Below are 24004 nucleotides of genomic sequence, written 5' to 3' on the forward strand. Positions count from 1 at the left end.
CGTAGGTGAATATCGATTCTATTCCAAGTCTAAAAGTCTATTTTTCAGCACCTGATAATCATCAAAATGCCCTACTTTTTTCATCTTACGAAAAACCCGGGAACCTCCTTCACGAAATTTCGAAGGATACTCCCAGAAACACTTCAGTTGGTTAAGTATCTGAGGCTCCGAGAAACCAAATTCCCTTAAATAATCCAAAAACAGATCATGAAGTTTATTTACACAGTCTTTCCAATCCAAGTCAACCTTGAGCATACAAGGATTCATCAACAGCCCCCTACCTATCATCCATGCCTGCACATCAGTAAAACGTTGCTGCATAGCCTCCAATCCCCTCGCTGTAATAATATCACCATTAGCCACTAAATGATAATCTTTACTCAATTGAGCAAAGGCATCCCAATCCGGATTTCCCTTGTATCTCTGCACTCCCAATCGAGGATGCATAATAACTTCCGCTAAAGGATATTGCTTTAATACATCGAGTACTGCAGTTACCTCATTGACATCATGCAAGCCCAACCTAAGTTTAACAGACAAGCGAACGGGTATTTTCTTCTGAAAAAAAAGCGACAACATTTGATCTACATCCTTGGGGTAAGGCAACAAACCGGCGCCTAATCTACGCTTCACCACCATAGGAAACGGACACCCCAAATTAAGATTTACCTCATCAAATCCACGCTCTAACATCAGATGAGTAAAGAGCACTAACTCCCCAGCACGATTGCTTAAAACTTGCGGAACAATATTAAGATGTGGTCGACTCAATAAATATTTCTCCAAGGAAAAATTACCCGCCCTATCTGCTCTATAAAAAGGCGTAAAATATTTATCAACCCCACCCACCACTTTTGCGAAGGCCATACAATAAGGCACTGTTGTAAAACTTTGTAATGGAGCCAAATAAATAGAAGAATTCAAGAACATAAAAAGAAAAAAGCAGATCCGCAAAAACTGCCTAAAAAGAATTAGTCTATTTCCCAGATAGCGGATTTTGAACCACAAAGTTACAAAATATTACATTACAACGTAATAACAAATTTGATTTTGTATTTTTGTAGAAATTATATGGTACCAAAAAAACAAATGCTTTGAACATAATTACTGATCCATTAGGAAACGCTTGCCTAGACTTTATTAGCGGTGCAAAAAATGCTGAAATAACAGTTGAATCTAATATAGCAGAAGACGATGTACTTCCAGTAGAGTACCTTTTTAGATCATTCAACGAAATGCCTGATCTGGAAAAAAAGGCACTAACCCTAAGTCAAGGAAAAATTCTCGATGTAGGCGCAGGCGCAGGCAGTCACGCCTTATACCTTCAACAAAGTAATAAAGAAGTTTTTGCCAATGAAATAAGCCACACAGCCTGTTCGGTGATGCACCAACGCGGTGTAAAGAACATCATAGAACAAGATTTTTTTGAGCTTCCCGAGACAGAAAAATACGATACCATATTAATGCTAATGAATGGCATCGGAATAGCACAGGAAACAGCCAAGTTAAAAACCTTTTTTACCAAAATAAAAGCGCTACTGGCACCAAACGGCAGTCTACTAATAGACAGTTCGGACATCAGGTATTTATTTGAAGACGATGACGGCAGTATCTTGATCAACTTAAACGGATCCTATTACGGAGAAATTACCTATAAAATGCATTATAAAGACATAAAAGGAAAATCATTTAAATGGCTTTTTATTGATGACGAACTGCTAAAATTCTATGCAGAGAAAAATGGTTTTAAAATGGAAAAGATAGCCGATGGTCTACACTATGATTACCTCGCTAGACTCACCATTGAATAATATGATTTACTCAAAACATATACTGACTTCGCAAAGTATTTGTTTTAATAATAAAAAATAAATGTACTTTTAACCTTGCTAATTATTTAGCACACACATTTATCCAACAACCCATTAATTGTTAAACCAACCACCTCCACTTTTATTTTATAAAGGTGGTTTTAAAATATTAGTAAAATGAAAAAGTTATTTTCATTATTTTTTATTCTTTTTTTAGGTACGCTTGCTCACGGACAAGCATACAATGAAGGATATCCAACAGTTACAGGTATAGACGAAACTACCGCCACAGTGGTTACTAACATAACCTTAACAGGTTACTATACTAATTTTATTATTTTAGAGGCAACAGAACCAACACCCACCATACAAGAGGTTATAGACTGGGCTTACAATGGCAAGGGAGGAACCTTAACAGAAGGTACTTATGGTGAAATTGCGGTTTCTGGAAGGGGAAGTGCAAATGCAGATAAAACATCTGAAGTTACTAACTTAGTAGGAAATACGAACTATACCCTCTATTGCGTTACCACAGACGGCAGCTATACCGCGGGATCGGGAATTGAAGATACGTCACCAACTGAATATGACTTTTCTACAATTTCTGCCGCTCCACAATGGACGACGGTTGCTTACAACAATGGCTTAAGCAAGACAGACTTGACTGTTTCAGGTACTGTGGATAAATCGGGTACTTTTTATGCGGTGGTTACCTCCAGTCCTACCGTACCCAGTGAGGCACAAATAGTGGCTGGGACAGATGAAACAGACACCACAGTTCCCTACATATCAGGCGCAACAGATGCGGATGTATTATTCTCGGGAACATTGGACATCTCATCCCTTTCTTCAGAAACACTTTACTATGTGCACACTGTTGCAAATGACGGCTCTAGCTATTCCAGCATTGAATCATTCTCTTTCACAACCCTTGATACAGAAGCACCTAGCTACATAGCTTCTTATCCAAGTGTACAAATACTTGACGAAGCTTCTATTTTTTTAAATATTCAAACCAGTGAAGAAGGTCAGTTTTACTATGTTATATTACCACCTGGTGAAACAACGCCTAGTACCAATCAAGTAATTAGCGGAACGGATGCCAGTGATGTATTTGTCACACTTTCAGGCAACGGACCGTTATTTGATGATATTGTAAGCTCCTATCCGGTATCCGGATTAAGCGAAAATACCGATTATGTGGTTTATATTGTTTCTCAGGATGCCAATTCAAATCCTATTGAAACAAGTACACCTACGGCCATTGCATTTACCACACCCTATGCTGCCCCTGAGGTTACAGCTTATTTACCTACCCAAAACAGCACAAATGTAGCCATTAACCAAAGTCTGCAAATAACTTTTAATCAGAACATACAATTTATTTCAGGTTCTTCAGCCAGGGTATACATATTACGCGCAAGTGACGACTCTGAATTTATTTCCTATGGTATATCCAGTGGTCAGGTATCAATCAGCAATGCCACATTAACAATCAGTCACCTAACGGATTTTGAAGAGAACACATCTTACTATGTGATCATCGACGATGGATTCTTGGAGTCAGCATCTACCGAAGCAGAATTTTATGGGTTAGAGGATCCTACCGACTGGACATTCACCACAGAAACCAGAGGTGCACAATGGAACTCAGGTTTCCCTAGTATAGATAGTCCAAGTAGAGAAAATGTAGTTTTCAACGGGCAAGTAGACCGATCCGGAACCTACTACTATATTGTTACCCAAAGTAACACAGCCCCATCTGCAGCACAATTAAAACTAGGGAATGACGAAAATGATGCCCTAGCCCTTTTATCAGGTACAGCAGCGGTTAACACCGCCGAAACCTTCAGTCCTTCCATTGACATTTCGGCCTTAGCGACCGAAACACAATATTGGATTTATGTGGTAGTAGAAACAAGCACCGATCTATTTTCAACAGTGGAATCTATGACGTTTACCACGCTTCAAACGGCATGGTCTGAAACCTATCCGAACATTCAAAACCAGACCAAAACAGACATGGATATATATGGTCAGGCAGATGGCAGCGGTAGTTATTACCTAGTGGTAACAGCCAGCAGTACAGTACCTACCGAAGCACAAATAAAATCCGGTTTGGATGAATTGGGAGATGCCGCCCTTATCACCGCAAACGCAGCTATTTCATCCGACACCGAATTTGTTGCCAACCTGGACATATCCACATTAACTTCAGAAACCGATTATTGGGTTTATATAGTGGTGGAAGATACCTTTGGCCACTATTCAGCTATTTCTCAGCTAGCCTTTACTCAATTGGATACCACTGCCCCTTTTTACACTGCATCTACCCCTCAGATAACAAATATTACGGGGATAACAGCAACTCTTGAGGTTCAGACCAATGAGGATGGAAGAACCTATTGGGTCATTCTACCTGAAGGCGCCACCGCTCCTTCCATTGCGCAGGTTCTGAGTGGGAGCGATGCAGATGACGCACCAGTAAGCTCTTCTGGCAACAGGGGATTAACAGCCAACGACCTGGAACAGGTAGTAACCAATAGTTACACCTCCGAAACCAGTTACATCGCCTATATCGTAAGCTGTGACAACAACAGCAACTACATTGAGACAACATCACCTACAGCGATTCTGTTCTCTACTGCTGATGTTACGCCTCCCTCTGCAATATTTGATCCGGTGAATGCATCAGTGGATATTGCCCTGGACAAGACCATCACGATCACATTTACAGAAGCTATTTATAACACCACAGACGAATTAATCACAAACAGCAACATATCTTCCATTATTAGTTTTACCGAATCCAACTCAGGAGGAACGCCGGTTGCTGCCACTATAAGTTATGACGAAATCAATTATGTTATCACCATTGACCCCACGGATAATTTAAAAGAACTACAACTATATAACATAGAACTATCCGATTTGCAAGATGCAGATGGAAATTTACGGAGCACTTCAAACACAACCTTTACCACAGAAGACACAACACCTCCTACAACCACCTTTGTTGATCCGCAAAATGATGACACAAACGTATCAATTGGTGCACCATTGGAGATAAGCTTTAACGAATCTGTCAGAAAACTGGACAACACCCCAATCAGTAATACTGATCTGGAGAGCATCATTACTTTCAGTCCGGCAGCCACATTTACAGCTACCATCAATGCTAGCAATGATGGAATTTTAATATATCCCTATCCATACTTAAGCTCAGAAACAGAATATACAATTACCATCGATCCTGTGGAAGACTATTCAGGCAATGAGCAAATAGCGAGCAGCTCCATCACCTTTACGACTGCCAAGTTCAATATTTGGAACGGCAACGCAGGTGATAATGACTTCTCCAACTCAGCCAACTATGAAATAGGCTATACGTATGGAGCTGGTGTTTTAGTGGCAGCCAATGAACCTTTAATGATCATCAGTGATGATGCTAACATACCCCATTTAATCATTGAACCATTAGCTAAGGTTACCATAGCATCGGGCACAACAGTTACCTTAAGTGACGAACTAACCATCATCAGCGATGCCTCCGGCAGCGGTTCACTCATTATTGATGGAACGCTATCAGTAAGCAGCTCTAAAATCAACATCCAACAAAATATCACAGATGCCAGCCAGTATGAATTTGTCAGTCCTCCCGTACAGGGTGCCACGCATGCAAGCATAGGTGCAGACGGTGCCATATATTCCTGGAATAACCAAACAGGAAATTGGGACTCTCAAACTACAGATGCCAGTTTAAATCCCATGAGTGGATATATTCTTAAAAGCTCCAATGACTTATTATACAACGGAGCACTTAACAGAGGTTCCTTTTCTATCGACGCAAAGGGGACTCCGAAAAATTCAGGTTTTACTTTAGCAGGAAACCCTTACACAGCATCTATTGATTGGGATTTGATCGCTTCAGAAGATAAATTTAATATCAAAGATAAATTCTGGATATACAAAGATGGTATCTATGCCAACCATGATGTAAGCACTGGAATAGATACCGATTTAGAAGGTGATGCTTCCCTCATCCCTAGTGGACATGCCTTTTGGATTCAAGCCAACTGGAGTGAAGGGGAAACCGTTACTGGTACCCTTTCTGTAAATGAAACCTACTTGGCTCACAATGAAACTTCCTATTTAAAATCAGGAAGCAGCGCTAACGAAGCCATTCCACACATTAAACTGGCTGGAATCCACAATGGGGTTCAATGTGAAAAGGCCATTGGCTTTACGCCCAATGCCTCCGAGTTTTATGACGACTACGATACACCTCGCTTCTTTGGATTTAGCCCAGATGCCATCGAGTTGTATTCGATTGTTGAAGACAAAAAATTAGCAATTAACTCCTACCCGGAACTAATCAATAACATGGTCATTCCTCTGGGTTATAAGACGCGCTCGTCGGGTACTTTTACCATTCGAATAAATAACATGACCAAAATGGAAGATGGCTTGCAAGTATTATTAACCGACCATCTTGAAAATACAGTTATCGATCTTAATTCGGAAGGCTCCTATGAATTCACTTCGGAAGCAACAAGCTCCGATGACCGTTTCAGCATTCAACTAATAGGCGATGTCAGCACTGATGTTGACACACCCGCAACAGATGATAAATCAATCAATATATATAGTATAGAAAGCACCCTATATATTAAAGTAGACAATATCAAAAATCCCGAATACACACTATACAACATCGATGGAAAGTTAATTGACATGGATCGATTAAATCCACAATCGTTAAACCACATTGAGATGAATGGTCAAAAAGGGATATTTATTGTTAAAGTAATAGGCGATGGCTTTGTTACATCAAAAAAAGTAGTCATTAATTAGTGAGTTTTAATTCTTTCAATTATTTTTGCAACAATGAAAACAATTAATAAGAAAACATATAATAAACCCACTGTCACTGCTCATTCCATAGATCACGAGATTTCCTTGGTTATGATGACCTATACGGATCCCGACGGTCCGCCTTTTCCACTAGATTCTGAGGCAGCAAGCCCGGCAGAGGATAGCCCTCAACCCAATAGTTTTGACGAAAATCCCTTTGGGGAATAAAATACAAAGACCATCCATTAATGATGGTCTTTTTTTTATCTTTGCTGCCTGATAGAATGGTATATGTATCGTATACCAGCATACTATCACAAAAAAATAACAACCAAGGATTTACAACCATAAAGCCTGGTTATTTTAATGCATGTATAAAGATAAATATTGTGGGAAGATCCAGAAAGAGGAAACCTCTGTTTGAACAAGTTGAAATAATTGATGTGGCTGCCGAAGGAAAAGCCTTGGCCAAAATTGAAGATAAAATTTTATTTGTACAGAATGCTGTACCCGGTGACATCGTAGATGTACAGGTAAATAAAAAAAGAAAAAGTTTTTATGAAGGATATGTTACCCAATATCATAAATTATCAGACATTAGGGTAGAACCCTTCTGTTCGCATTTTGGCACATGTGGTGGATGCAAATGGCAAGCCCTCCCCTACACCGAACAATTAAAATACAAGCAACGTGAGGTAGCCAACAATCTGCAACGAATTGGCAAAATAGATCTCCCCGAGGTCATGCCTATTATAGCTTCTCAAAAAGACCGTTATTACCGCAACAAACTAGAATACACCTTTTCCAATAAAAGATGGGTAGAAGAACATGAGATGGATATTGCACAAGAGTCCACTGAACGCTACGGCTTAGGCTTTCATATACCGCGCATGTTCGATAAGGTAATTGACATAAAAAAATGCTACTTACAAGATGAGCCTTCCAACAGCATCCGTTTGGCCATAAAAAAATATGCACTGGACAATGAGCTCACATTTTTTGATATTCGCAATCAAGAAGGCTTCCTGCGCACCTTGATCATCCGAACCTCCACAACCGGAGAAGTAATGGTTATTGTTGTTTTTTATCACGAAGACAGCCAAAAGAGAGAAGGACTGCTAAATCATCTGAAAGAGACATTTCCACAGATCACCTCTCTGCTATATGTGATTAATGAAAAAGCCAACGATACCATTGGTGACCAAGAAGTACTTTGCTATAGCGGACGTGAATATATCGAAGAAAAGATGGAAGGCCTTCGATTTAGAATTGGCCCCAAATCGTTCTATCAAACCAATTCAGAACAAGCCTATGAACTATATAAAGTAACCCGAGACTTTGCCGGACTTACAGGCAACGAGGTAGTATACGACCTATATACAGGAACCGGTACCATCGCTAATTTCGTAGCCTCCAAAGCAAAGAAAGTAGTTGGTATTGAATACGTTCCCGAAGCCATTGAAGATGCCGTAATCAACTCCAATAATAACCAAATAGACAATACCATCTTTTATGCCGGAGACATGAAGGATGTATTAAACCCCATTTTTATAGAAGAAAATGGCGCCCCTGATGTTATCATCGCAGACCCACCAAGAGCGGGCATGCACGAAGATGTGGTACACACCATTCTTAAAACCAATGCCCCACGCATTGTTTATGTAAGTTGTAATTCGGCTACACAAGCCAGAGACCTACAAATTTTAGATCAAAAATATAAAGTATTAAAAATACAACCTGTTGATATGTTTCCACATACCCATCATGTTGAAAACGTAGTACTTTTAGAACTCAAATAGCACGGAATAACCATGGAAAATTTTGAACAACTAGGTATTAAGAAACCATTCGTTAAGGCTATTAACGAAATGAACATTGTTACACCTACGAACATACAGGCGCAAGTAATCCCCTTGTTGCTGCAAAACAATACCGATTTGATTGCCCAAGCACAAACAGGCACAGGTAAAACGGCAGCCTTTGGCTTGCCCTTATTACATCGGGTAGACGCAAAAAGAAAAGAGATACAAGGCTTAATCCTATGTCCCACCAGGGAATTAGGGCAACAGATTGCCAAACAACTATTTAAATTCACCAAATATTCCGACAAGATATTTACCGAGGCAGTTTTTGGTGGTGCCCAGATAGAACCCCAAATAAGTGCCTTACGTCGACCCACCCACATTGTGGTAGCCACTCCAGGCAGACTCATCGACTTGGTAAAACGCAAGGCTGTGGATCTTCGCAAAGTAAAGACCGTCATCCTTGACGAAGCTGATGAAATGCTCAGCATGGGTTTCAAGAAGGAACTAGACGAGATTCTAACCATGCTTCCTTCCGTAGAGAACAAATGGCTTTTTTCTGCCACGATGCCCGATGGCATCAAGAAAATGGTCAAACGCCACCTTTCTGGCAAAGCTGTCAAAATAGAAGTCAACAAAAAGCGACAGGTCAATAAAAATATCGATCACCAGTTCTTGGTATGCGAAGAGGGAGAAAAATTGCATGTACTACTGCAAATGTTAAATGCCGATCCACATTCCAGAGGCGTTGTTTTCTGCAAAACAAAATCTGCAGCCCAAACACTTGCCAAACAGCTTATAGCCAAAAACATTGCCACAGATGCCATACAAGGCGACTTAAAACAAGTAGAACGAGATAAGGTAATGCGAGCCTTCAAAAACGAATCCCTACGCATATTAATCGCAACCGACCTGGCAGCACGCGGAATTGATATTGCAGGATTATCCTTTGTTGTTCATTACCAACTGCCTGACAAAGATGAATACTATACACACCGAAGCGGAAGAACAGCCCGTGCCGGTAATAAGGGTATTTCACTGGCATTGATTACCTCTAGCGAAATCAAACAAATCAGATGGTTTGAAAAAACACTGGGCATTAGTTTTAAACAGATTAGAAGAAGCAAATAGTAAAAATACAACGCAGACAACATTGCTGCCAAATAGAAAAGAGGGGTTCGACAATGCCGAACCCCTCTTTTTATATCTAGTTGACCAATACTAGCAGTTAAATAATAACTCACGATATTTTGGCAAGGGCCACATTTCATCGTCAACGATCAACTCTAACTTATCAATATGATAACGAATATCATCCAAGTAAGGACGCACTTTCTGATCGTAAGCATAAGCTTTATCAAATCCATCATCCATTACATTACAATCCTTACGAGCTTGAATCATTTCTTTTCGCTTAGACTTAATAGCAGCAGTACGAAGAGAAATCTCTTTGATTAGTTCCAATCGACTACCCGCCAAGGTTTCGTATTCCTCTTCAGGAAATAATTCTTTCAAACCTTGAACGTTTTGAATCAACTTGGTTTGGTATTTAATAGCTGTAGGAACAATGTGATTAATGGCTAAATCAGCGAGCACACGCGATTCTATTTGAATCTTGTACACAAATTTCTCCAACTCAACCTCCACACGAGCTTCCAACTCTTTCTCGCCCATAATACCTCCTTCAACCAGCACTTTTTTAGATGGCTCTTCCAAGTATTTGCTCAACGATTCCGGTACACTAGTAATATTGGTCAAACCACGTTTGGCAGCCTCCACTTTCCAGTCCTCAGAATACCCATCACCATTAAAACGAATAGGTTCACAGGCAAGAATAAGTCTTTTTAACACCTGAAAGATCGCTTCATCCTTCTTAACACCCGTTTCGATGAGTCCATCCACTTCTGCTTTAAACTCTCTCAATTGAGTAGCCACTGCAGCACTTAATACGGTAGTAGACACAGCAGCATTAGCTGAAGATCCTACTGCACGGAACTCAAAACGGTTACCAGTAAAAGCAAACGGAGAAGTACGGTTACGGTCGGTGTTATCTAAAATAATTTCAGGAATACGGCCAATACCTAATTTAAGTGCTGTTTTTTCATCAGGTGTCATCTTATGATCAGGCACTTCGGCCACAATCTTATCCAACATAGCTGAAACTTCCGTTCCTAAGAAAGCCGAGATAATAGCCGGAGGAGCCTCATTTGCACCTAAACGGTGACTATTGGAAGCTGTAAGAATAGAAGCACGTAATAAATCCTGATTTTTATATACAGCCATCAAGGTGTTCACCACAAATGTTAAGAACTGCAGATTCGTTTTTGGGTTTTTTCCCGGTGCATATAAAACAACGCCCGTATCAGTACCCAAAGACCAGTTATTATGCTTACCTGACCCATTGATTCCAGCAAATGGTTTTTCATGAAATAACACACGAAATTTATGACGACGCGAAACACGTTTCATCAAGTCCATCATAATTTGGTTATGATCATTACCCAAGTTAGCCTCTTCATAAATAGGTGCCACCTCAAACTGAGAAGGAGCCACCTCATTATGACGCGTTTTAATAGGCATACCTAATTTATGTGCCTCTAATTCCAAATCCACCATAAAACTTCCCACACGTTCTGGAATAGAACCAAAGTAATGGTCATCCAGTTGCTGATCCTTTGAAGACGAATGCCCCATTAGAGTGCGACCGGTTAAAACAAGGTCAGGACGAGCCTGATAAAGAGCCTCATCAATCAAGAAGTACTCTTGCTCCCAACCCATATTGGTATGAACCTTGGTCACATTCTTATCAAAATACTGACAAACAGCAGTGGCAGCCTCATCAACTGCCGCTAAGGCCTTCAATAAAGGTGTTTTATAATCCAAGGCCTCGCCTGTATACGAAATAAATACAGTAGGAATACACAGTGTAGTTCCAACAATAAAAGCAGGAGAAGATGTATCCCAGGCAGTATAACCACGTGCTTCAAAAGTTTGACGAATACCTCCAGATGGAAAAGAAGAAGCATCTGGCTCTTGCTGAGCCAATAATTTACCAGAGAAATTCTCGATGATACTACCATCATCACCATAATCGATAAAACCATCATGTTTTTCTGCTGTTCCATCGGTCAATGGTTGAAACCAGTGCGTATAGTGAGTAGCACCCTTTTCAATCGCCCATGCTTTCATACCAGAAGCAATACCGTCGGCCATTTTACGATCGATTGTTCCTCCTTTTGCATTGGCAGCTTTTACTGCTGCAAATGAATCTTTAGAAAGATACTTTCGCATCGAATCCGTATTAAATACCATATCGGCATAATAATCCGTTACCTTATTCGAAGGTAACTTTACCTGTTTCGGTGCTCTGGAAAGCAACTCACTTAATGCATGAAATCTTAATGTAGCCATAATTTTATTAATAATTTATTATTCTTTCGAGTTAGCTGAACAAAAATATACAATTCTAAATTAAAACCTTTAAAAAATATGATTTTTTTCATCAAAATTAACTTTCAAACAACAAAAACCCCTTTTTTTAGGCATCTACAGTATATTTTTTACAAAAAATCAATGTTTTTTCGGAATTAATATTCAATTACAAATTCAAAGACCCCAACACTAATCAGAAACTGAAAGCACATATGGTATTTTTACTTACAATTTAAAAGCACCCATACACCAATTTAAAACATTTCACTTTCACACCCACCCCAAGGCCCAGGCTTACACACCCAGAAATCACAAATGCCGATTAAACAAATCGGCATTCACATATACAATAAGGCAATACGACAACTATTTTTTCAAAGCCACATATCTTTCGTAAAAATAAGGAATGGCCTCAATTCCTGTAAAAAACTGCTCCAAAGGATAATTTTCATTGGGAGAATGAATTGCATCCGACTCCAGACCAAAACCCATCAATATAGACTTAACACCCAGAATATCTTCAAAAGTAGAAATAATTGGAATAGAGCCACCACTACGAACAGGCACAGGCTTGCGACTAAACACTTTTTCATAAGCCTGTTCGGCAGCCTGATATTCTGGCATATCAATAGGACATACATATCCCTGTCCACCATGCAAGCTTCTCACTTCCACCTGAACACTTGCAGGCGCAATAGCTTCAAAGTGATTTTTAAACATCTCAGCTATTTTACGATGATCCTGATTAGGCACCAAACGAGAAGAAATCTTAGCAAATGCTTTTGATGGCAGAACAGTTTTTGCACCTTCACCCGTATAACCTCCCCAAATACCACAAACATCAAACGAAGGACGAATACCTGTTCGCTCACTGGTAGAATATCCAACCTCTCCATCCAACTCACGAATACCCAACGCCTCTTTATATGTATCTACATCAAAAGGAGCTTGCGCCATCCTATTTCGTTCTTCTAAGCTAACCTCTACTACATCGTCATAAAATCCAGGGATCGTAATTTTACCATTTTCATCGGTCATCTGGGCAATCATTTGTGCCAACACATTAATTGGATTAGCTACCGCCCCTCCAAACAAACCGGAGTGCAAATCTCTATTAGGACCGGTAACTTCCACTTCCCAATAGGCCAGGCCGCGAAGTCCTGTCGTAATTGAAGGTATACCCGGAGCAATCATAGAGGTATCCGATACCAATATCACATCCGCCTTCAACATATCCTTATGCTCCTTGCAGAACGCAGGCAAATGAACCGACCCAACCTCCTCTTCACCTTCAATCAAAAATTTCACATTACAAGGCAACTGTTTTGTCTTCACCATAAATTCAAAAGCCTTGGCATGCATAAAACTCTGCCCCTTATCGTCATCAGCACCCCGTCCGTAGATATTTCCATCTTTCACAACTGGTTCAAAAGGATCTGTATCCCAAAGATCAATTGGATCTACCGGCATCACATCCATATGACCATAGACCATAACAGTCGGTAATTTATCATCTATTATCTTTTCACCATAGGTAATTGGATTACCAGCGGTTTCATATATTTCTGCACGATCCACACCCCCATCTAACAAAATCTTCTTCCACATTTCTGCGGCCTTATACATATCTCCCTTATGCGATTCTATACTACTGATCGATGGTATCCGAAGCAATTCAAACAGCTCCGACAAGAAACGCTTTTTATTTTCACTTATATAACCTTTTAATCCTTCCATATTCAAATTATTTAAAAAAACACAAGATACAAAAGTACCCCATAACATATTATGAAATATATCAGCCCTACAAACTTAAAAGCTTCAATCCAAGAAAAACGGTCCTCGGACGCGAAGGCCCATAAATATATCCACTATCCCTATATTTACCTGTGTCAAAATCATCCTGGTAAGCATTCAAAACATTCTGAACACCCCCTGACACTTCCAAACCAATTCCTTTCTCAAGCCAACTAAATAGATAAGATAACTTTACATTATTGTCCCAAAAAGAAGATGAATTCTTCAAAACATCTTTTTCCGGCGTCCCCGAATCTTCCGCTAATCCAAAGTGAGGCACCAACATTTCTCCTGTATAAACACCAGACAAAGCAACCTTAAAGCCAGATACAGCAGTATAGGCAATGGTAAAATACCCATATTCTTCGGGCGTTCGCAGATACTTCTTACTTCCCGGCAATTCTTCCGACCACATGATCGCCCGATCATATCTGCTGTTCTGCACAGTCAAACCCGCCTCCAACTGCACCCTTCGATTATAATTTCCTCGTACCTCAATTGTCGCCCCTTTCACAACAGACCCACCACCATTTCGTTTTTCCAGTATAGAATTTACCGATGCCCCATCACCTATTTCTTCCAAAACAAATGCATCTTTTAATTCTGTATAAAAACCTTCGGCAGTAAAGCCAAAAATAAAATGCTCATTTGGATAGTCATAGTTAACAGATGCACTCCAACTCTCAGAATGTTCTTCTTTTAAATCGGAAGCCAACTGAACCTTCTGTATACCTCCACCAGCAAATGCAATATGCAAATCTGCATCGAAAGCTTGGGGTGCCCTAAAACCGGTCGACCAACTAGTTCTAAACTGCCAATTCGAATATTTGTACAACAAAGAAAAGCGAGGACTCACTATCACATTGTCTACCATATTATGCTTATCGGATCGAATCCCAGCCAATAAGGTCAACTTCCTATTAATTGCCCAATCGCTCTGCAAAAAAGCACCAAAGTTTCTGGTTTTTTGATCAACAACATACTGATAAGCACTAATTTCATCATCCACCATATCATAGTTATATTCCATTCCCATTGTTAAATTATTACGCCCCGAAACAAAATTCAACAACATATGGTTTAACTGAACACCTCCCACATATGTCTGATTATCCGTCACACCATAAGGAGGTGCTACCAAATGCTTTTCATAAAGGTTTTCACCCTCACTATTCACCTCTTCCATATCGGGTAGTATTCCCGTATAATGATCTCTATCGGTACGTTGCATAGCCAAAAAAGCCCCAAACGAAGATAGATTTTCATTAAAGCTAACACTATAATCCAATCCACCCATCAGCACATGATGCACACGCTCTTCACTTTGATCAGCCAAAAAAGCAGGCTCCTCCTCTTTATTTCCTCCGTAACGATATTCATACATAGAAGAAAAATTCAATTCTATTTTATGATTAGGGGCAGGCAAAAGGTAAGTATTCACACCAAAAGAATTATTTTTAAGCTGAGCCATTTCACTATAGCCATCTCCATTATGATCATATGACTCTCTTTTTCGATGCGAAGCAAAGAGAGTCAAACCTGAGTTCCTTCTATCAGAGACTGCACTCACATTTGCATTCACCATAAAATCATTTGACTTACCATTCACACTTGCCACATTTGCATTTACAGCATACCCATCCCTATCAGGCAAACGAGTAATCACATTTACAGTTCCCCCAATAGCACCGGCACCATACAAAGCAGAAGCTCCCCCTCGCACCACCTCAATTCGCTCAATCATATTTGCAGGTATCTGCTCCAAACCATACAGTCCTGTCAGCGGACTAAATACCGGCCTGCTATTAATTAATATTTGAGAATAACCACCTCCAAGTCCATTCATTCGCAATTGCGTATAATTACAAGTCTGGCAATCTGTCTCCATTCTTATTCCTGGCTGAAACACCAATCCTTCCGACAAAGTACTGGCCTGTACCAATTCCAACATTTTCCCTTCCATCACATTAACAATAACGGGCGAGTCAGTCTTTCGCTTAAAAGTTTTAGTTCCGGTAATCACCACATCATCAATGGCCATTATTTGTTCTTCCAACACAAAATTAACCTCAACACTCTGCGCTTCGTTCACTACAACCTCCTTTTCAACAGGTTTATAACCCACACTATTCGCAACAACAACATGCCTCCCCGGTTTCAGATCAATCAACATATAATGTCCCGACAAATCAGTAGCCGTTCCTTTATTACTTCCCTTAACATATACGCTCACATAAGGGAGATGTTCACCATTACTTTTAACATCTCCAAATATATTAGCATCAGTATGTTGGCCATAACCTTTCAATACACAAAGCAATCCCAGCAACACTACTATTTGTTTTTTCATATACTCTAATTAAATGTACTTTTCAATTCCAAGGTTTAAAGACTACAAAAACAACAACAAACTAATCGCCATCACCGCCATTCCCGCTATTAAACCATAGATAGACAAGTGGTGTTCGCCATATTTTTGCGCAGCCGGCAAAAGCTCATCCAAACTAATAAATACCATAATACCAGCCACTCCGGCAAAAATAATCCCAAACAAAGTTGGCGATAAAAAAGGCATCAAGATAAGGTAACCTACCAAGGCACCCACTGGTTCAGCCAAACCAGAAAGAAAGCTCAGGCGAAAGGCCTTACGTCTGCTTCCTGTAGCATAGTATACGGGTACCGAAACAGCAATTCCTTCCGGAATATTATGAATAGCAATAGCAACAGCAATAGCAACGCCTAAGTTCGGATCTGTTAATGCTGCCGTAAATGTCGCTAATCCTTCAGGAAAGTTATGAATAGCAATAGCCAAAGCAGTAAAGAGTCCCATCCGCATTAAGTGCGTACTCTTTTTCCGTTTCTCTTCGGTCATATCCTCAATCTTTTCCACCTCATGCGGATTCTCTGCCGAAGGAATAAATCTATCAATCAATGCTATCAATGCAATACCCCCCAAAAAAGAAAGCACCGTTGCCCACGTTCCGGATACAACACCATAAGCTTCCGTCAAACTATCCTTAGCCTTAAAAAATATCTCAACAAAAGAAACATAAATCATAACCCCTGCTGAAAACCCCAGCGAAAGCGATAAAAATTTCGTATTAGTTCTTTTGGCAAAAAATGCCATGGCACTACCAATTCCAGTAGCCAACCCCGCAAAAAGCGTTAGGCCAAAAGCCATCAAAATGTGTTGAAACTCTACATTCTCCATTTTATTCTCCAATAATATTTACCAATCTTCCAATACAATGATATTACTCTCTTTAACCATTAACAGAAATACAATAGACTCTCTTTTGAATAACAGCTGACAAAAGCACCCTACGTCCCTCCATTTCCACTTCCATTGATCCATCCAGAGAAAACAATTTAATAACTTCAAATCCCTTTCCTGTCTCTACCTGATAATGCTTAAACAACTGCTGTACTTCACTTTCTCCATAAATCAACCGAACAATACGATACCGTTTCCCTTCTACACATTCATTTAATTTAAACGCCCCTTGGTGCTTCTGTATAAACCCATCTACCCCTGGGATAGGATCCCCATGCGGGTCAAACTTAGGTCTACCCAGATAATCATCAATCTTCTCCAGCAAGCTATCTGAGGTTTGATGCTCTAATATTTCAGCCTCCCGGTGCACTTCCCCCAAATCCATTTTTAAAACCCGGTATAAAAACATTTCCCATAGCCGATGCCGACGAATCACCTTCACCGCCAAACTTAATCCTGCAGGCGTTAATTCCAGCTCCTTGTATGGAGCATAAACAACAAGACCTTTTACCGACAACTTCTTGGCCATATCGGTTACTGCCGGCCCCGAAATACCCAATCGCATCGCCATGTTTGTTGTAGACGACTTTTCGCCTTCATCATGCCGTAAAGTAAAAATACTTTTCAAAAAATTCTCTACCGAAGTTGAATTCATATCTCAGTTAACTTTAAAACAAAGTTAAGCACACTTAACTTATCTTACAAGTTTTTTTAGAATAATTCTAAATAAAATTCAGATAGAATCCAAAAGTCACTGAAAACAAGCTTTTATAAACGAATAAAAGAATTATTTTTGCACAACAGGAAATATCTTTTACCGCAACAGATGAATGATGATAAAAAGATTATTGCTATTACTAATCACATCAACGTTTCTTCAGGTTCAGGCACAAGAAGCGACCAACATAACATTCTCCACCCCCAAAAACGGGGAAGGATTGCATGCTTTTTTTAAACGCAATGGCCTCCATTCTGATGAATTAAGGGCACAATTTTTAAAATTAAACCAAAGCAATCTAGGCAAAAACAACAGCCTATTGATGGGTGTAAAATATTTAATACCCGAAACAAGCACCATCCTTCATGAACCTTTATACGGCAAAGAAAGAGCGCATTTCGAACTAGAGTCTAACACACTTAAAGGAGCTGTATTCCATTTGGTAAGCGGACACGGAGGGCCTGACCCGGGTGCATTGGGAAAATATGGCAACAAAACCTTATCAGAAGATGAATACGCTTACGATATAACATTACGGCTCGCAAAGAAACTACAAGAAAACGGCGCTACGGTTCACATGATCATCGAAGACAAAAACGACGGCATTCGTGACCACTCCTATCTCGAGTCAGACAAAGACGAAACATGCATGGGTCAAGCCATTCCTTTAAAGCAGATAGACCGACTACAACAACGTACAGATGCGGTTAACAAGCTCTACCTTCAATTCAAGGGCAGCTACCAAAGATGCGTGGTTATCCATGTGGACTCAAGGAGCAGAGGAAAAGAAATTGACGTATTTTTTTATCATGCCCCCAAAAGTAAATCCGGCAAAGCAGCAGCCCAATCTATCCTTCAGGTATTTGACAAGAAATACAAGGAACATCAACCCTCTCGCGGATACTCTGGTATAGTGAACAGTCGCAATCTATACCTCTTACGAAAAACCTATCCTACGGCCGTATTTGTAGAATTGGGCAACATACGAAATTATCGAGACCAACAACGTTTTATCATCCAGAACAATAGACAAGCCTTGGCCAACTGGATGTATGAAGGTTTACTGAATGATTTTAACACCCAGAAACAAAAAAAATTAAATTAAGTGATATACACCCATATATAACATGAAGCTTTTATCTTTGAATAAAATTCTACAAAACACTAAACAATAATTGATATGAAGCCCACACTTTTAGTACTTGCTGCCGGAATGGGCAGTCGATATGGCGGACTAAAACAACTGGACGCCCTAGGACCCAACGGAGAATCTATTATAGACTATTCCGTTTACGATGCTATCCAAGCCGGGTTCAGCAAGGTAGTATTTGTGATACGTCACTCCTTTGCCGATCAGTTTAAAGAACGATTTGATCCCAAATTAGACGGAAAAATTGAAGTTGAATATGTATATCAGGAATTAGACAAGCTACCACAAGGCTATACAGTACCAGAAGGAAGAGAAAAACCATGGGGTACCGGACATGCCATGCTGATGGCCAAAGAGGCTATTCAGGGCCCTTTTGCCATAATCAATGCCGACGACTTTTATGGTCGTGAAGCCTACCAAACAGTTATTCAATTTCTCGAAAACAGCACAAAAGACACAGAATACGCAATGGTAGGATACGCATTACACAACACACTCTCCAAATACGGAACCGTATCACGTGGCGTATGCGAAACAGATGCTATCAATAATTTAGAAAACATCGTAGAACGTACCAAGATTGGCTATCTGAATAACAAAGTGGTCTATTACGAAGGCGATAAAACCACCGAACTAACAGGCAAAGAACCTGTATCCATGAACTTTTGGGCGTTTAAAAACACTTTTTTCTCAGCTCTGGAAGAAGGCTTTCAAGCTTTTCTGGAAGAAAAAGGTCATGAAATGAAATCAGAATTTTATTTCAACGCGCTAGTTGACACCATGATAAAAGCAGGAAGAGCCACAACTAAAGTACTCTCTAGTGATGCCCAATGGTTTGGTGTAACATATCAGGAGGACAAACCCATTGTTCAGAAAAGCTTACAAACACTCATCGACAAAGGCATATACCCCACCCATCTGTGGAAATAATAAATATACAATAGACATCGGTCAAAAAGGACATAATCCTCTTGACCGATGCTCCATTGCCCCATAAACACAAATGATGACAAGACCCGAAAACGTATTAAAATTTTGCCCTAAGTGTGGTTCCTCGGCATTTCATTTCGAAGGAGAACGCTCCTTTCTATGCAATTCGTGCAAATTTCATTTTTTCATCAACGGATCAGCAGCAGTGGCCGCACTCATTGAAAATGAAAAAGATGAACTACTTTTAACTGTTCGGGCATTTCATCCCAACAAAGGGATGTTAGATCTACCCGGGGGCTTTGTGGATCCCAATGAATCTGCTGAAGATGCCCTGAACCGAGAAATCAAAGAAGAACTAAACCTAGACATCAAAGAAGCACATTACCTGGGTTCATTCCCCAACCAATATGTTTATTCGGGATATACAGTATACACCTGCGACCTGGCTTTCCGGTGCAAAGTGCAAGGTTGGAATCAAGTACATATCCACGATGACATCTCGGATATTCAGTTCGTCAACAAAGAAAATATTGATTGGAACGCCATAGGTGCCGAATCTATAAAAAAGATCATCAAAGCACATTGGAACATGTGATGTATCACGAAATTCAGACGAACAACAATAATAATTCGTCTTTTTCCAGCTTTCTGATAACAATTTGTTAATAAACTCCTCTTTTTTTAGCAAATTTGCAATACGTAATAATGATTGTTGGCAAAAAAATATTCACACAAATTGTAACTGTACCGATGAATCCGCAAGCACAAGAATTGAACGAAGTTATTATCTCAAAAAACCCTGTTGTATTTGACTTACTATCCCAAAAAGGGAAAAACATCTTTTTTCCGAAAAAAGGAATTTTGGGGCAGACAGCAGAAGCCAAGGGCACCAGAATTAATGCAACCATTGGAGCAGCCATTGAAGATGACGGCTCGCCAATGCGCTTAGAATCTATCGCATCAAAAATTGATTTGGATCCATCACTATCCTTCCCTTATGCACCAAGCTTTGGTCGTCCAGATTTACGAAGTCGATGGAAAAAAATGATTTACGAAAAAAACAATTCCCTCAAGGACAAAGCCATCAGTCTGCCAGTGGTAACCTGTGCCTTAACGCACGGCATTAGCATGACTGGCTATCTATTCATTGACGAAGGTCAGGAAGTAATTGTGCCCGATCTATTTTGGGGTAACTACAACCTTGCTCTAACCAATGCCTATGGTGCTAAGCTTAAAAAATTTAACTTATTTAAAGATGAACACTTTGACGTCGATGCACTGAAGAATAGTCTGATGTCGGAAGGTGAGAAAAAAGTTTTGGTTCTAAACTTTCCGAACAATCCAACCGGTTACACTCCTACATTCAAAGAAATGGATGCCATTACATCCACCATCAAAGATGCAGCAGAAGCAGGGAAAAAAATAGTAGTCATCACCGATGACGCCTATTTCGGTCTTGTCTTCGAAGAAGAAGTTGCCAAAGAATCTATCTTTGCATACTTAGCCGATTTACACGAAAATGTACTGGCAGTAAAAGTAGACGGTGCCACCAAAGAAGATTATGCATGGGGGTTTCGTGTAGGCTTCATCACCTACGCCATCAAAGGTGCTGATATGGATTTGTTCCACGCACTTGAAATGAAGACTGCCGGAGCTGTACGCGGAAACATATCCAACTCATCCAATCTAAGCCAATCCTTATTATTGCATGCATTCGAATCGCCCGAATACGGAGCACAGAAACATGCCAAATTCACAATTTTAAAAACCCGCTATTGGGCAATAAAAGATGTGTTAACGAACAACAAGTACAGGGACTATTTTACTCCATTACCTTATAATTCAGGATACTTCATGTGTATCAAACTAAGAGGTGGATTGGATGGTGAGGCCATCAGAGATATTTTGATTAAAAAATACAGTATTGGCATCATCAACCTTAACAATATACTACGTGTAGCCTTTTCGGCAATGGCCGCATCCGATGCCCAAGAACTATTTGATGGGATATTAGCAGCCTGCCAGGACTTTGAATCGAAATAAAAATCAAAAAGACTTATGGGGTCATATTTCCTGCAGAATTATGGCCCCATAAGCTAGCTACAATGCCAGCAAAAGAAAACACCCAACACGGTCATTTCCATAAAACACCATTATACAGGATGCGTAAAAGAAAATTGAGAACCGACACCAAGTTCACTTTTTAAGCGAATACGCCCTCCCAGCAGTTCCACCATATTTTTCGCAATGGACAATCCCAAACCGGTGCCTCCCATATCTGCATAATACTGGTCATTATCCTTAAAGAAACGCTCAAACACCATTTCCACGGTCTCCTTTGAAATTCCTTTACCCGTATCACACACAAAAAACTCATACCAGTCAGCATTTTTCACAACCGAAAAACGAATTTCACCTTCCGTGGTAAACTTAATGGCATTCTCAATTAAATTACCCAACACCTGCATCAAGCGTGCAGGATCTGTTTGTATGCTTTCTCCCACACCTTCACCAATCTCAAAACATATATTCACCTGACCTTTTCTCAGCTGCTTCGTCTTCAACGAGAAGTTATGATAAATATTTTCAAATAAATTTTTAATATGCACTGTTTCTTTCTTGATAGAAATCTCACCCACTTCAATCTTAGAAATATCAACAATATCAGAAATGATACGAAGTAGCTGCGTAGAGTTCTCGTCTATTATCTTAGCATATCTTTCTTTTTCATCCACCGAAATATCCTGTTCCTTCAGCAATTCTGAAAAACCAATAATACCATTCATTGGGGTTCTAATTTCATGCGACATATTGGAAATAAAAGCAGACTTTAAGCGGTCACTTTCTTCTGCTTTCCGTTTAGCATTTTCCAATTCCTGATTAATTTGTTCAATAATAATATTACGCTCGCTTAAAGTAGCATTATTCACTTTGAGTATACGTTGATTCTGTTCCAACTCCCGCGTCGCCATTTCAAGGTTAGCATGCATCGCCTCCCTGTCACTTATCTCCATTCTCAACTGTTGATTCGAAATTCGAATAGCACGCGTTTGGTTAACCACCTCTCGTTTAAGCCTCCTATTAAAAATCGTCACAATCAACAAAAAACCCAAAGCCAAAACCATCAGGATCGTAAATGTTAAGATCATCCGTGTTTGGTTTACCACTCGCCGTTCCACATAATCTGAATACATAAAACCGTCGAGACTAAAATCCTCATCCAACAAACCCAGACTAACGTACACTTCACCAATATGCTGCCATCGCTCTTTATGCATATATCCAATTTCAACAAATTGAGGCTGGATCAACTCCTCCATTTTTCGGGCTTCATACATCAAATCTTCGGGAGTGTGCTCCTTATTATACTTCGCAATAATAATATCAATCAACTCACGTTTATGCCTCATTGCATACTTCCATCCTTTTACACTGGCCCTGACAAATGCATCGGTTTTATCCGGGTTTTGCTCAATAAAATGTTCTGTTGTAAAAATACAATCACCATAAAAATCCACCCCATAATTTATGGGAGAAATTAATTTAGGATGATAGCCCATTTGCGTTAACAAGTATGGCATATCAATCGAATAACCATCAATAATCTGATGCGCCCCACTTATCAACCCCTCCAGTCTATTATCTGACTCAGATAACACAACCTTATCCAATAAATTCTCTTTTACAATAATCCCTCCTGTAGCCGGCAACTCTGGTATTGAAAAAAGCGCTGTCTTTCCTGAGAAATCTTCTATATTATTAATATTATCCTTTGCCAGGGTAATAAACACTTCGGGTGAGTGCTGAAATATGGAAGCCAATACCACCAAAGGCTTTCCTTGATTTCTTGAGATCAACAAAGATGTACTCTCCACACCAAAATCAGCCTGTCCGTCCAAAACAATTTGTGCAAAATTAATATTATCCGAGGCCTCCTTTAATTGCACCACCAATCCTTCGTCTCTATAATACCCTTGTTCAATGGCAGCATAAAAACCAGCAAACTGAAACTGATGCTTCCACCTCAACTGCAATCTAAGGGTATCCTTTGCTATCTGAGTACTGGAGTGAGATGCACTACAAGGCAACAAGCCCAACGCAAAAATCACTAACTGTACGGCTCTTTTTATCCGACCTGTCATATAAAAAAATAAGTTCAAAAAATAAATCCGACTACCTATGAGCTCACCTCCTAACCAAAGCATACACTTTGGCGCATCCATCTTAAAATTTACA

16 protein-coding genes are annotated in these 24004 nt (G+C 39.8%); 9 read left to right on the plus strand and 7 right to left on the minus strand.

Annotated features, from left to right (window positions below):
* Nucleotides 1-18: 18 nt before the first annotated feature.
* Nucleotides 19-867 carry a tRNA-dihydrouridine synthase family protein gene (locus CYTFE_RS0113620; protein ID WP_044262808.1) on the minus strand — a complete coding sequence of 283 codons (849 nt, stop codon included), beginning with the start codon at nt 865-867 and terminating at the stop codon, nt 19-21.
* A 227-nt stretch (nt 868-1094) separates the two neighbouring features.
* On the opposite strand from CYTFE_RS0113620, the gene CYTFE_RS0113625 reads away from it, so the two are divergent.
* The 5 genes from CYTFE_RS0113625 to CYTFE_RS0113645 all read left to right on the plus strand — a co-directional run bounded on the left by CYTFE_RS0113625 (nt 1095) and on the right by CYTFE_RS0113645 (nt 9598).
* On the plus strand, nt 1095-1811 hold the full coding sequence (locus tag CYTFE_RS0113625; protein ID WP_027472231.1) for a class I SAM-dependent methyltransferase: 717 nt from the start codon (nt 1095-1097) through the stop codon (nt 1809-1811).
* Between the two features lie 177 nt (nt 1812-1988).
* Complete coding sequence (locus tag CYTFE_RS0113630) at nt 1989-6665, plus strand: Ig-like domain-containing protein (RefSeq protein ID WP_027472232.1); 4677 nt, start codon at nt 1989-1991, stop codon at nt 6663-6665.
* Nucleotides 6666-6698: 33 nt separating this feature from the next.
* On the plus strand, nt 6699-6893 hold the full coding sequence (locus tag CYTFE_RS0113635; RefSeq protein ID WP_027472233.1) for a hypothetical protein: 195 nt from the start codon (nt 6699-6701) through the stop codon (nt 6891-6893).
* Between the two features lie 20 nt (nt 6894-6913).
* The gene (gene rlmD / locus CYTFE_RS0113640) at nt 6914-8464 is read left to right on the plus strand and encodes a 23S rRNA (uracil(1939)-C(5))-methyltransferase RlmD (protein ID WP_235208193.1); all 1551 of its coding nucleotides are present in this window, start codon (nt 6914-6916) and stop codon (nt 8462-8464) included.
* A 12-nt stretch (nt 8465-8476) separates the two neighbouring features.
* Nucleotides 8477-9598, plus strand: a complete 1122-nt coding sequence (locus tag CYTFE_RS0113645; protein WP_027472235.1) for a DEAD/DEAH box helicase — start codon at nt 8477-8479, stop codon at nt 9596-9598.
* A 90-nt stretch (nt 9599-9688) separates the two neighbouring features.
* Here CYTFE_RS0113645 and CYTFE_RS0113650 read toward each other — a convergent pair whose 3' ends face one another.
* The 5 genes from CYTFE_RS0113650 to CYTFE_RS0113670 all read right to left on the minus strand — a co-directional run bounded on the left by CYTFE_RS0113650 (nt 9689) and on the right by CYTFE_RS0113670 (nt 17625).
* Nucleotides 9689-11878, minus strand: coding sequence for a glutamine synthetase III family protein (locus CYTFE_RS0113650; protein ID WP_027472236.1), 2190 nt, complete (start codon nt 11876-11878; stop codon nt 9689-9691).
* 387 nt (nt 11879-12265) lie between these two features.
* Nucleotides 12266-13636 carry a dipeptidase gene (locus CYTFE_RS0113655; protein WP_027472237.1) on the minus strand — a complete coding sequence of 457 codons (1371 nt, stop codon included), beginning with the start codon at nt 13634-13636 and terminating at the stop codon, nt 12266-12268.
* A 67-nt stretch (nt 13637-13703) separates the two neighbouring features.
* Complete coding sequence (locus CYTFE_RS0113660) at nt 13704-16046, minus strand: TonB-dependent receptor (RefSeq protein WP_027472238.1); 2343 nt, start codon at nt 16044-16046, stop codon at nt 13704-13706.
* Nucleotides 16047-16088: 42 nt separating this feature from the next.
* Complete coding sequence (gene zupT, locus CYTFE_RS0113665; protein WP_027472239.1) at nt 16089-16907, minus strand: zinc transporter ZupT; 819 nt, start codon at nt 16905-16907, stop codon at nt 16089-16091.
* Nucleotides 16908-16959: 52 nt separating this feature from the next.
* Nucleotides 16960-17625, minus strand: a complete 666-nt coding sequence (locus tag CYTFE_RS0113670) for a metal-dependent transcriptional regulator (RefSeq protein ID WP_027472240.1) — start codon at nt 17623-17625, stop codon at nt 16960-16962.
* Between the two features lie 175 nt (nt 17626-17800).
* Here CYTFE_RS0113670 and CYTFE_RS0113675 point away from each other — a divergent pair, with 175 nt between their 5' ends.
* The 4 genes from CYTFE_RS0113675 (at nt 17801) to CYTFE_RS0113690 (ending at nt 21811) form a co-directional block, all read left to right on the plus strand.
* On the plus strand, nt 17801-18793 hold the full coding sequence (locus tag CYTFE_RS0113675; protein WP_027472241.1) for an N-acetylmuramoyl-L-alanine amidase family protein: 993 nt from the start codon (nt 17801-17803) through the stop codon (nt 18791-18793).
* Between the two features lie 75 nt (nt 18794-18868).
* The gene (locus CYTFE_RS0113680; protein ID WP_027472242.1) at nt 18869-19768 is read left to right on the plus strand and encodes a nucleotidyltransferase family protein; all 900 of its coding nucleotides are present in this window, start codon (nt 18869-18871) and stop codon (nt 19766-19768) included.
* Between the two features lie 73 nt (nt 19769-19841).
* The gene (locus CYTFE_RS0113685) at nt 19842-20363 is read left to right on the plus strand and encodes an NUDIX domain-containing protein (RefSeq protein WP_235208191.1); all 522 of its coding nucleotides are present in this window, start codon (nt 19842-19844) and stop codon (nt 20361-20363) included.
* A gap of 110 nt (nt 20364-20473) precedes the next feature.
* The gene (locus CYTFE_RS0113690; RefSeq protein ID WP_211238179.1) at nt 20474-21811 is read left to right on the plus strand and encodes an aminotransferase class I/II-fold pyridoxal phosphate-dependent enzyme; all 1338 of its coding nucleotides are present in this window, start codon (nt 20474-20476) and stop codon (nt 21809-21811) included.
* Nucleotides 21812-21921: 110 nt separating this feature from the next.
* On the opposite strand, the gene CYTFE_RS0113695 is transcribed toward CYTFE_RS0113690, so the two are convergent.
* Nucleotides 21922-23991, minus strand: coding sequence for an ABC transporter substrate-binding protein (locus tag CYTFE_RS0113695; protein WP_027472245.1), 2070 nt, complete (start codon nt 23989-23991; stop codon nt 21922-21924).
* Between the last annotated feature and the right edge of the window lie 13 nt (nt 23992-24004).

Origin of the sequence: Saccharicrinis fermentans DSM 9555 = JCM 21142, from assembly GCF_000517085.1 — a bacterium.
GTDB classification, from domain to species: domain Bacteria; phylum Bacteroidota; class Bacteroidia; order Bacteroidales; family Marinilabiliaceae; genus Saccharicrinis; species Saccharicrinis fermentans.